At 68.9% G+C, this 3,275-nt stretch carries 1 protein-coding gene and 1 pseudogene; both read left to right on the forward strand.

What is annotated here, in order from left to right; translation table 11 throughout:
* Positions 1–111: 111 nt before the first annotated feature.
* Positions 112–1,098 (forward strand): annotated as a pseudogene (locus BJF83_RS01885) (lanthionine synthetase C family protein); the annotation flags it as partial.
* A gap of 228 nt (positions 1,099–1,326) precedes the next feature.
* Positions 1,327–3,039, forward strand: coding sequence for a methyltransferase, FxLD system (gene fxlM / locus BJF83_RS01895; protein ID WP_394329286.1), 1,713 nt, complete (start codon positions 1,327–1,329; stop codon positions 3,037–3,039).
* Positions 3,040–3,275: the final 236 nt, after the last annotated feature.

Consider the following 3,275-nt stretch of genomic DNA (forward strand, 5'->3'; position numbering starts at 1 on the left):
AACACTCCTGCGGAGGTGTACGCGGCCCATCAGGAGATGCGTCTGGCCGCGTGATGCGGACGGTTCAAAGCCTGTCCGGAAACAGCAGGGCCCCTCAACTTCGGGGCACCCGCGATCCTGTGGGCCGTGCACCAGGCCCATGAGGCGGGCGCCGACTACAAGGCCGAGCTTGCACGCTTGGACCCGGTCCTGCTGCGCGTGGTCCGCCACCGCCTGCGCCAAGCGCACGTCCGCGCCGACCAGGGGGCGCGACCGGCCATGAACGAGTACGACGCCTTGCGAGGGTTGACCGGGCTGGGGCACCTGCTCACGTTGCGTGCCCCCGACTCTGATGAACTGCGTGACGTGCTGTCCTACCTGGTACGGCTGACCGAACCAGACCACCTCGATGACGGTAGCCCGGTTCCGGGGTGGTGGAACCCTGTGGGCCCCAGCGGGCGTGTCCAGGCCGCGTTCCCCGGAGGGCACGCCAACCACGGGATGGCGCACGGCATCGGCGGCCCGCTGGCGTTGCTGTCCTTGGCGTGGACCGCGGGGGTGCGGGTGGAGGGGAACCGCGAGGCCATCGAACGGATCTGCTCCTGGTTGGACCGGTGGCGACACCACGGCGACGGCGGCACCTGGTGGCCCTACTGGATCACCGCCGGACAACTCCACACCGGACAGGCGGTCCATGGCCCGCAACGGCCCTCCTGGTGCTACGGGGCCGCAGGGCTGGGCCGGGCTCAACAGCTTGCCGCTCACGCCCTGAACGATCCAGAGCGTGCGGTGCTGGCCGAGCAGGCGGTGACCGACGCGCTCACCCACCCAGTGGCGTTGGGCATGCTGGTCGACGATTCGCTGTGCCACGGCTGGGCAGGCCACGCCCTGGTCTCCCACACGACCGGGATCGGCAACCCGCAGGAGTTGATCGCTCCGATCCTGCGCGACGGCGACGTCGAACAGGTCGCTGACCGACTGCTCACCCCACGCAGAGAGCGCCCGGGTATCGGCTTTCTCGAAGGCGGCGCGGGGATCGCGACCACCCTGCATACACTCGGTGCGGGCAGCGGCGGCTCCTGGTTCTCCTCCTTCCTTATGGGAGGCAATCGTGGGTGAGTGGCCTCAGGTGTGGATCGAGTGGGCCGACTGGACCAGTGCCGAGGAGACTGCGGCCACCCATCTGCTGTTCGCCCTGGACGGTGGCCCGGTGGCGGGATGGTGGTTCATCCGCAAGCACCCCTGCTGGCGGCTGCGCTACCAGGGCGGCCCGGCCGCCCGCACCCACCTCGATGAGGCCCTCCACCAACTCCGCGCGCCCGGCTGGTACGGTCCTGGACCCACGGCATCTACGAACCCGAGACCCACGCGTTCGGCGGACGTGCCGGGATGGACCTCGCCCACCGGCTGTTCCACCAGGAGAGCCACCACCTGCTCCACTGGGCCGCCCGAGCCCACGCAATCGAGCCTCGCCTGGGCCGTCGGGAACTCGCCGTGCTGCTTTCCGCCGTGTTCCTGCGCGGCACGGGCCTGGACTGGTACGAACAAGGAGACGTGTGGGCGCGCGTTGCGGACCTGCGTCACCGCCCCGCACCCTTCCACCTCGACACAACGCTCGCTCAGCAGGTGCGCACGTTCATGACCACCCGAATCCGCCCACTCGTAGAGGACGGGCCGCTCCAACCGGAGGGGCAGTGGGTGCGGGAGTTGACCGAGGCCGGACACGCGTTAGCCGACCTGAACCGGCGCGGGGTGCTCACCCGTGGACTGCGCGCCGTGCTCGCCCACCACCTGATCTTTTCGTTCAACCGGTGGGGGCTACCGCACCGGGACCAGCACATCCTGTCGAACACCGCTAGAGAGGTCGTTATGACCGACACGACCACCCCGACCGCCGACGCCGCGACCGCCGCGCGTCATGCCCTGGTCGATCAGCTCCGCAGCCAAGGGCACATCCACACCACTCGTGTAGCCAAGACGTTCCGTGCGGTGCCCCGGCACACGTTCGTGCCCAACGCCCCATTGGAGGACGCCTACGCTCCCGGCATGACCGTGTCCATCAAGGACAACGACGACGGGAGGTCGATCAGCTGCGCGTCCGCGCCCAGGATCGTCGCCATGATGCTGGAACAAGCCGCTCTGGAGCCGGGGATGCGAGTGCTGGAGCTGGGAACGGGGACCGGGTACAACGCCGCGCTCCTGGCTCACCTGGTCGGCCCCACCGGCCAGGTGGTCACGATCGACGTCGACCCCGACGTCACTGACCACGCCACCGACCGGCTCAAGGACACCAGGGTCGACAACGCACAGGTCGTACTCGGCGACGGTGCGCTTGGCCACCCTGACGGCGCCCCCTACGATCGGATCATCGCGACCGTCGGCTCCCACCAGATCCCTGCCGCCTGGGTGAACCAGTTGGCCGACGACGGGAGGCTGATCGCCCCAGTACGGATCGCCGGGGACGTGAACCGGTCGATCGTCTTCGAGCGCGACGGCGACCACTGGGTGAGCGTGGACAGCGAGTTGGCCACCTTCATGCCCCTGCGGGACAGCATCGGCGATGACACCCGCACCTACGTGCCCGTCACCGAGGACGGAGCCGTCACCATCCAGGCCAACACAGAACAGCACATCACCCCCGAACAGGTCACCGGCGTCTTGGACGAGACCGCGGTCACGGTGTGGACCGGGGTGACGATCGGTGGCATGGAGCCGCGCGACGGGTTGTGGCTACGACTAGCGCTCGCCCTCGGCAACTCCCTGTCCCGCATGAACGTCGCGCGCGCCGCCGTCGATTCCGGGCTCGTCACCCCGGGCCTGCCGTGGGGGGACATGGCCAGCGTCCCCACCAGCGGGCGTGGGCTCGCCTACCTCACCGCACGTCGGTCCCCTGGCCAGAAGAACGTGTGGGAGTTCGGCGTGATCGGACACGCACCAGAGGGGCAGCAGCTCGCCGAGCATATGGCTGCGGAGATCCGTGGCTGGGACCGCAACCTTGAAGTGTCCTTCAAGCTGACCCTCGACGGTGAGGAAACCGTGCTGACCCCGCTCTGGCACTGAGAACTGTTTCAGGAATAGGTTCCTGAAAGGGCCGCCGGGCCAGAGGCCCTGGCGGCCCTGCGCGCGCACCCCTTGTCTCGTCGCGCCTTGGAAGACGGTGGCTTGGACGACCTGCTGGCTCAGCCTTAGGTCCCCTTGGGGGGCGGATCTGGCGGGGGCCGGTGATCGAGTAGTCGGTATTCGCCCCTCCCCACCTCCTGCGGTCACTTTGCGTGGTCGTCGGGGGCGTAGTGGGA

The sequence above is a fragment of the Nocardiopsis sp. CNR-923 genome (assembly GCF_001942255.1).
In the GTDB taxonomy this organism is placed as follows: domain Bacteria; phylum Actinomycetota; class Actinomycetes; order Streptosporangiales; family Streptosporangiaceae; genus Nocardiopsis.